This is a genomic window from Caballeronia sp. M23-90, from assembly GCF_053574605.1.
Map to the genome: position 1 here is coordinate 1 of NZ_JBSIPA010000309.1, position 7,930 is coordinate 7,930.

The 7,930-nt window shown below is 61.8% G+C and carries 8 protein-coding genes and 1 pseudogene; all 9 read left to right on the plus strand.

Annotated features, from left to right (window positions below; translation table 11 throughout):
- Nucleotides 1–126: 126 nt before the first annotated feature.
- A pseudogene (locus tag ACRXB1_RS24585) lies at nucleotides 127–888 on the plus strand (chemotaxis protein CheW); the annotation flags it as partial.
- A 51-nt stretch (nucleotides 889–939) separates the two neighbouring features.
- On the plus strand, nucleotides 940–1,470 hold the full coding sequence (gene cheW, locus ACRXB1_RS24590; RefSeq protein ID WP_061998275.1) for a chemotaxis protein CheW: 531 nt from the start codon (nucleotides 940–942) through the stop codon (nucleotides 1,468–1,470).
- 21 nt (nucleotides 1,471–1,491) lie between these two features.
- A complete protein-coding gene (locus tag ACRXB1_RS24595) occupies nucleotides 1,492–3,276 on the plus strand; it encodes a methyl-accepting chemotaxis protein (protein ID WP_449493521.1) in 1,785 nt (594 codons plus the stop codon).
- A 56-nt stretch (nucleotides 3,277–3,332) separates the two neighbouring features.
- Complete coding sequence (locus ACRXB1_RS24600; protein ID WP_449493522.1) at nucleotides 3,333–4,259, plus strand: CheR family methyltransferase; 927 nt, start codon at nucleotides 3,333–3,335, stop codon at nucleotides 4,257–4,259.
- Complete coding sequence (gene cheD / locus ACRXB1_RS24605; protein ID WP_449493523.1) at nucleotides 4,256–4,975, plus strand: chemoreceptor glutamine deamidase CheD; 720 nt, start codon at nucleotides 4,256–4,258, stop codon at nucleotides 4,973–4,975. The genes ACRXB1_RS24600 and cheD overlap by 4 nt, the downstream gene beginning before the upstream one ends.
- Entirely contained in the window at nucleotides 4,972–6,087 is a 1,116-nt protein-coding gene (locus ACRXB1_RS24610) for a protein-glutamate methylesterase/protein-glutamine glutaminase (protein WP_062168769.1), read from the plus strand. Before cheD ends, ACRXB1_RS24610 begins: the two co-directional genes overlap by 4 nt.
- A gap of 85 nt (nucleotides 6,088–6,172) precedes the next feature.
- On the plus strand, nucleotides 6,173–6,568 hold the full coding sequence (gene cheY, locus ACRXB1_RS24615) for a chemotaxis response regulator CheY (protein ID WP_061998280.1): 396 nt from the start codon (nucleotides 6,173–6,175) through the stop codon (nucleotides 6,566–6,568).
- A 13-nt stretch (nucleotides 6,569–6,581) separates the two neighbouring features.
- A complete protein-coding gene (cheZ, locus tag ACRXB1_RS24620) occupies nucleotides 6,582–7,280 on the plus strand; it encodes a protein phosphatase CheZ (protein ID WP_449493525.1) in 699 nt (232 codons plus the stop codon).
- Nucleotides 7,281–7,506: 226 nt separating this feature from the next.
- Nucleotides 7,507–7,930: DUF2844 domain-containing protein (locus ACRXB1_RS24625; protein WP_449493524.1), on the plus strand; the 424-nt coding region annotated here is incomplete at its 3' end.

A 7,930-nucleotide genomic window follows, 5' to 3' on the forward strand; every position in this document is an offset into this window, starting at 1 on the left:
TCCACGGCCGGAGATATCCGTGACTTGATCGGCAGTGGACAAGCCGGGCATGAAGATGAGTTGCCAGACTTCGTCGTCGGACACCGACGCGCTGCCCTGCATGCCTCGCTCCATCGCCTTGGCGAGGATCTTGTCGCGGCGCATCACGGCGGCAACATCGTGATCGAAGTCAGCGACGACGGCGCGGGCCTGCGCCGCGACAAGATCCTCGCCAAGGCGATGAAGCAAGGCATGCAGGTCAGCGAGTCGATGTCCGACGACGAAGTCTGGCAACTCATCTTCATGCCCGGCTTTTCCACTGCCGATCAAGTCACGGATATCTCCGGCCGTGGCGTTGGCATGGACGTGGTGAAACGCAACATCCAGGCGATGGGCGGCCACGTGGAAATCCATTCGCGCGAGGGCAAGGGTACGACCACGCGTATTGTTTTGCCGCTGACCCTGGCGATTCTCGACGGCATGTCGGTGAAGGTCGGCAGCGAAATTTTCATCCTGCCGCTGAACTTCGTGATGGAGTCGCTGCAACCCGTTGCCGACGATATCTACACCGTCGCGGGCGGCGAGCGCGTGGTACGCGTGCGTGGCGAATATTTGCCGCTGGTCGCGCTGCACCAGGTGTTCGAAGTCAGCGACGCACGCACCGAACCCACGCAGGGAATCATTACGATCATCCAGTCCGAGGGACGGCGTTTTGCCATGTTGATCGATGAGCTCGTCGGGCAGCAGCAAGTGGTGGTTAAGAACCTCGAAACGAATTACCGCAAGGTGCACGGCATCTCGGCTGCAACCATTCTCGGCGACGGCAGCGTCGCGCTGATCGTGGACGTGGCGGCGCTGAATCGTGAAAACCGCACGGCGCACGGCGCGGTGGCGTCGCTCACACATTAAGCATCAACGCATTGACGCGGTAACCAAACAACCGAACTCCGGGAGCTAAAAATGGCAGCAGACATTCAATCCATCACTTCCGCGGCGCAGCGCCGCGACGTTCAACGCGCTTCCACGCAAGCCGAAGCGGCCGGACAGGAATTCCTGGTCTTTACGCTGGGCGCGGAAGAGTACGGCATCGACATTTTGAAAGTGCAGGAAATTCGCGGCTACGACAACGTCACGCGCATCGCGAATGCGCCGACGTTCATCAAGGGCGTGATCAACCTGCGCGGCATCATCGTGCCGATCGTCGATATGCGCATCAAGTTCAATCTCGGCCGTGTCGAATACGACAACCAGACGGTCGTGATCATCCTGAACGTGGCGCATCGCGTGGTTGGCATGGTGGTCGACGGCGTGTCCGACGTCCTCACGCTTCAGGCTGATCAGGTCATGCCGGCGCCGGAATTCGGCGCGACGCTCACGACCGAGTATCTGACGGGACTCGGCACGGTCGATGGCCGCATGCTGATCCTGATGGACATCGAAAAATTGATGACGAGCAAGGAGATGGAGTTGATTGACTCCGTCGCGGCTTGATCCCACGTTTGGAAGAAAGACATGCTTAAGAACTGGTCGATTCGTACCACGCTGACCCTCGTGGGCTTGCTGTTCGTAGGCTTTGCCGCCGTGGTGGCTGCGCTGTCCCTGAACGGTTTGCGCTCGGCGGGCAATTCGTTGTCCATGCTGGCGGATAGCGACATGGTCTCGGTGCGCGCGCTCAACGACGCGTCGTCGTACTTGCTGCGCGCTCGCGTGACGCTTGACCGGGTGCGTTCACTCGATGAAGCCGGCAAGACCGACGAAGCGAAGAAGGCGATCGATCGCGGCCAGTTCCTGCTCGATAAATCCAACGAGAACTGGAAGCTGTTCCTTGCCACGCCGAAGCCGACCTTGCCGCAAGCAATGCTCGATGAAGTCGTCGCCAAGCGCGACACGCTGATGCGCGAAGGCGTGGATCCGGAGTTTGTCGCTATCCGCGCGAACGACCTGGCCGCGTATCACGCCATCGCCGACACGAAGATCAGCCCGATGTTCGTCTCGCTCGACACGGCGTCGTCCGCGGTCGTGGACTTCACGCAAAAACACGCCGATGCCTTGCGCGCGGATACGCAGGCGAATATCACGTTGCTGATCCAGGTGATCACGGGCGTGATGGTGCTGGCGGTGCTGACGTTGATTGCAACCCGTTTCGCAATGGGCGGCATGATCGTGCAGCCGATCAACGACGCGGTGGATCATTTCGAGCGCATCGCACGCGGCGACCTGACGCGCTCCGCTCACACCGATAAAACCAACGAGATCGGCCGCCTGTTTGCGGGTATAGAACGGATGCGCGTGAATTTGACCGCGATGGTCGGGGCGGTGCATCACGGCGCGGAATCCATCGATGTGGGTGCGCGTGAGATTGCAAGCGGCAATACGGACCTGTCACAACGTACCGAGGAACAGGCGGCGTCGTTGCAGGAAACGGCGTCGAGCATGGAACAGTTGACCAGCACGGTCAAGCAGAACGCCGAGAACGCGCGGCAGGCCTCGCAACTGGCCGTGAACGCGTCTGACATTGCATCGCGCGGCGGTGAAGTCGTCGAGCAGGTCGTGGACACCATGAACGCGATTTCATCGAGTTCGAGCAAGGTGGTGGACATCATCGGCGTGATCGAGGGGATCGCTTTCCAGACGAACATCCTTGCGCTGAACGCAGCGGTCGAAGCGGCTCGCGCCGGTGAGGAAGGGCGTGGATTCGCCGTCGTGGCCGGTGAAGTCCGCAGCCTCGCGCAACGCAGCGCGGCGGCGGCCAAAGAGATCAAGTCGCTGATCGGCGACTCGACGGCGAAGGTGGAAAGCGGCTCGCAACTCGTGGCGCGTGCCGGCACGACCATGGACGAGATCGTCCAGGCGGTGCGTCGCGTGACGGACATCATGGGCGAGATCAGCGCGGCGTCCGACGAACAGTCGCAGGGCATCGAACAGGTGAGCCGCGCGGTTGGGCAGATGGACGAAGTGACGCAGCAGAATGCCGCGCTGGTTGAAGAAGCGGCCGCTGCTGCGGCATCCCTCGAAGAACAGACGCGCAAGCTGAAGGACGTGGTCGGCCACTGGCAAGTCAGCGGCGACACGGCTCAGCAAGGCCGCGTCGAGCCGTCGGTTGCAGCGTCAGCACACGCAAGACGCCCCATTACGCCGATAAAAGTTGCTTCGCGGCCTAACGTCGCGGCCAATCGCGCCGTTAATAAGATTAACGAGAAGATGGTTGCAGCGACTCAGGCCTCTCAAGACGCCGCACCCGCAGCAAAAGCTCCGAAGCTCGCTGCAGTCGCAGCCGGCGACTGGGAAACCTTCTAAGGCAGTGGCAGAAGATCATGCAGGCTCACCGCACGTTCCAGAAGAACAAAGGCTAGATGATGGCAACGCGCTCACCCGTCGATACACCCCGCGACCGGACCCGCAACGGTTCGGAAGTGGAACGCGACTTCGAATTCACCGGTGCCGATTTCGGCCGCATTCGCGACCTGATTCATCGTCGCGCGGGGATTTCGCTGTCCGAGCATAAACGCGACATGGCCTACAGCCGTCTCGCGCGACGTCTGCGCGCGTGCAACATCGACACGTTTCGTCTTTACCTCGACCGCCTCGAAGCGCAGCCGGACAGCGCCGAGTGGGAAGCGTTCACCAACGCGCTGACCACGAACCTGACCGCGTTCTTCCGCGAATCGCATCACTTTCCGATTCTCGCCACGTTTGCGAAGAGCCGGCCGCAGCCGTTTTCTGTGTGGTGCTCGGCGGCATCGACGGGCGAGGAGCCGTATTCCATCGCCATGACGCTGATGGAAACGCTTGGCGACTCGGCCGCGCGCCAGTGCACGGTGATCGCGACAGATATTGACAGCCAGGTGTTGCAGAAGGCCGACGCGGGCGTCTATTCGCTCGATTCGGTGAAGACGCTCGGCAATGACCGGCTCAAGCGCTTCTTCCTTAAAGGCACGGGCGCGCACGCCGGCATGGTCAAGATCCGCCCGGAAGTGCGGGCGATGGTGAAGTTCGAGCAACTGAACCTGACGGATTCGAAATATGCGCTGCCGGGCCAGTTCGACGCGATCTTCTGCCGCAACGTGATGATCTATTTCGACAAACCCACGCAAGCGCAAGTTCTCGCGCGCTTCGAGCCGCTGATGAAAAGCGGCGGTCTGCTGTTCGCCGGGCATTCGGAAAACTTCACGTATGTGACGCAGGCGTTCAAGCTGCGCGGCCAGACGGTGTACGCGTTATCGCGTGATTCCGTTGCTGGAACCGCCAGGAAGAAGGCGCTCGCCGGAGAGCCGGCATGAGCGCATTGCCGATTGCGACGAACCTGTATTTCGACAACCACTTCAAGCTCCCGGGCGTGAAGCTGTTGCCGAACGAGTTCTACATGACGGGCGAGAACATGGTGCTCGTCACGGTGCTCGGTTCGTGCGTGGCGGCGTGCATTACTGACCGGACGGCGGGCATTGGCGGCATGAACCATTTCATGCTGCCCGACGACGGCGCGGACGCATCGCAGTCCAGTTCGGATTCCATGCGATACGGCGCGTACGCCATGGAAGTGCTGATCAACGAGATGATCAAGCGCGGCGGCCGGCGCGAGCGCTTCGAAGCCAAGGTATTCGGCGGCGGCGCGGTGCTGGCGGGTATGACGACAATCAATATCGGCGATAGAAATTCCGAGTTCGTTCGCCGCTATCTCGCGCTGGAAAAGATTCGCATCGTGGCTGAGGACTTGCAGGGCATGTATCCGCGCAAGGTCGCGTTCATGCCGCGAACCGGCCAGGCGATGGTCAAGAAACTGATCACGCATCAGGACCCGAGCGTGGTCGAACGCGAACAGGCGCTGGTGCGGCAAACGCCCGAAGCGCGCAGCGAACGGCTGGCCAAGGCGCGTGCGCGCGTCGAACTTTTCAGCCAGCCGAAAGCCAGGACAACCGATAAACCCCGCATCGAACTATTCGGTGCCGCAGCCGGCCTGCAGCGAACCGTCCGCATGAAGACGGTGGAGGAAGCATGACAACGGCCCGGAGCACGGAACCGAAGATCAGCGTTTTGTGCGTCGATGATTCGGCGCTCGTGCGCAGCCTGATGACCGAGATCATCAATTCGCAGCCCGACATGCACGTGTGCGCGACCGCGCCCGATCCGCTTGTCGCACGCGATCTGATCAAGCAGCACAACCCCGACGTGCTCACGCTCGACGTGGAAATGCCGCGCATGGACGGCCTCGACTTCCTGGAAAAGCTGATGCGGCTGCGGCCGATGCCGGTGGTGATGGTGTCATCGCTCACGGAACGCGGCTCGGAAATCACGCTGCGCGCGCTTGAACTCGGCGCGGTGGATTTCGTGACGAAACCGCGCGTGGGCATCCGCGACGGCATGCTCGAATACTCGGAGAAGCTCGCCGACAAGATCCGCGCCGCCGCGCGCGCTCGTGTCAGGCAAACGCCTCATGTCGTGCATGCGGCGGCGGGTTCAAGCGGTTCGGTCACGGCGTCGAAACCCACGCCCAACCTGAACAACCCGCTGGTGAGCACGGAAAAGCTGATCATTGTCGGGGCATCGACGGGCGGCACTGAAGCTATCCGCGAACTCCTGGTACCGCTTCCGCCCGATGCACCCGGCGTGATGATCGCGCAGCACATGCCACCAGGCTTCACCAAGTCGTTCGCGCAACGTCTGAACGGCCTGTGCCGGATCGCGGTGAAAGAAGCCGAGCACGGCGAACGTGTACTGCCGGGCCACGCGTATATCGCGCCTGGCGACGCTCACCTCGTGCTGGCGAGAAGCGGTGCGAACTATGTCGCGCATCTCTCCGACGCGCCGCCGGTCAACCGGCATCGGCCATCGGTGGATGTGCTGTTCCGTTCCGCCGCGCAGCACGCGGGCAAGAACGCGCTCGGCGTGATCCTGACCGGCATGGGCCGCGACGGCGCGCAAGGCATGCTGGAAATGCAACAAGCCGGCGCGTACACATTTGCGCAGGACGAAGCGAGCTGCGTGGTGTTCGGCATGCCGCGCGAAGCCATTGCAACCGGCGGCGTGAGCGAGATCGCGCCGTTGTCGGAAATGACCCGGCGCGTGATGGCGCGCCTCAATTCCATGGGCGAGCGCGCACAACGCGTCTGACCTTCCTCGCGAGCACACGAATTCGAATACCCACGCGGCGTGCGCGCCGCCTGAAGAAACAACGGGAATACAAGGAGCAGTGAAGATGGACAAGAACATGAAGATTTTGGTCGTCGATGACTTCCCGACGATGCGCCGTATCGTCAGAAACCTGCTGAAGGAACTAGGTTTCTCGAACGTCGATGAAGCCGAGGACGGCGCAGCCGGCCTTGCGCGTCTGCGTGGCGGCGGTTTCGAGTTCGTGATTTCCGACTGGAACATGCCGAACCTCGATGGTCTGGAAATGCTCAAGCAGATTCGCGCCGATGCCGCCCTCTCGCACTTGCCCGTGCTGATGGTGACGGCGGAATCGAAGAAGGAAAACATCATTGCCGCAGCGCAGGCTGGCGCGAGCGGTTACGTGGTCAAGCCGTTCACGGCCGCGACCCTCGACGAGAAGCTCACGAAGATTCTCGAAAAGATGGCCAAGGCCGGGAGCTGAGATCGTGAATGAAATGACGACGCAGGAAGCGCTGACGGCGATCGAGCAGGACGGGGATGCATCGAGCGATCGCATTTTGGCGCGCATTGGCCAGTTGACGCGCACGCTGCGCGATTCCATGCGCGAGCTCGGCCTCGACAAACAGGTTGAAGCCGCCGCCGAAATGGTGCCGGATGCCCGCGACCGCTTGAAATACGTCGCGACGATGACAGAACAGGCCGCCGATCGCGCGCTGAACGCCATCGAACTCGCGAAACCGATTCAGGAAACCATGCAGCGCGACGCCCAGGCGCTCGATGCCCGTTGGGAAGCATGGTACGGCGCGGCGCAGGACAAGGCCGACGTCAAGAGGCTGCTCGCCGATACCCGCGGTTTCCTGCAGCAAGTGCCCGTGCACACGGTCGCGACCAACGCGCAGTTGCTCGAAATCATGCTCGCGCAGGATTTCCAGGATCTGACCGGCCAGGTGATCAAGAAAATCACCGACGTGGTGTACGTGATCGAGCAGCAGTTGCTCACCGTGCTGCTGGAAAACATTGCGCCGGAACGGCGTGAACAGTTTGCGGCGCAGGCGGCGGCGCTTGCGGCATCGAATACGTCCAGCACGCCGGAAACGCTGCTCAACGGGCCGCAAATCAATCCCGAGGGACGCACCGACGTCGTTCAGGACCAGACGCAAGTCGACGACCTGCTCGCCAGCCTGGGCTTCTGACGCCATGCTGATCTGACGCGCGCAGAAGGTAGCTACCAACCGTGCGCGTCAAAACGACATCTATTTCAGCCATCCCGGCGCATTTAGCGTTGCAACATATGTTCACTTTCCCGAGTTCGACGCATTCGGCTGGCATACTTACGTCTCGACGAACGACGCGCACTCGCGCAGCGTTTCGGACGGCAAGATATTGCATGGCTTGAAATAATCGGAACGGAGAAGCGAAGTGGACACTTCGATCATTTCATTCGGCTTTCGGCGCGCTCGCGCGCTGGTTAGTCTCGCAGCAGGATTGATGGTTAGCTTGGCTGCCGTAACGCCCGCTCATGCGGTTCTGGGCGGTGCGCCCATGACGGCGCCGGCCGGCGCTACGGTCAGCAATTCGGTGTCGCACGCAGCGGCAGTTGCGGGTTCGGCAGCATCGGCGAGTTCCGCCAGCGCCTTTACCGTGCGCACGACAACGCTTGCCGTCGGCACCGTGGTCAATGAATACGTAGGCGCGGACGGCACGGTTTTCGGCATTGCGTGGCAAGGTCCGCGCATTCCTGATTTGCCATCGCTGCTCGGCACTTACTTTCCGCAATACGTCCAGGGCATCCAGAACCAGCGCGCCAACGGCGGCGGTCGTGGACCCGTGAGCGTGGCCGGCA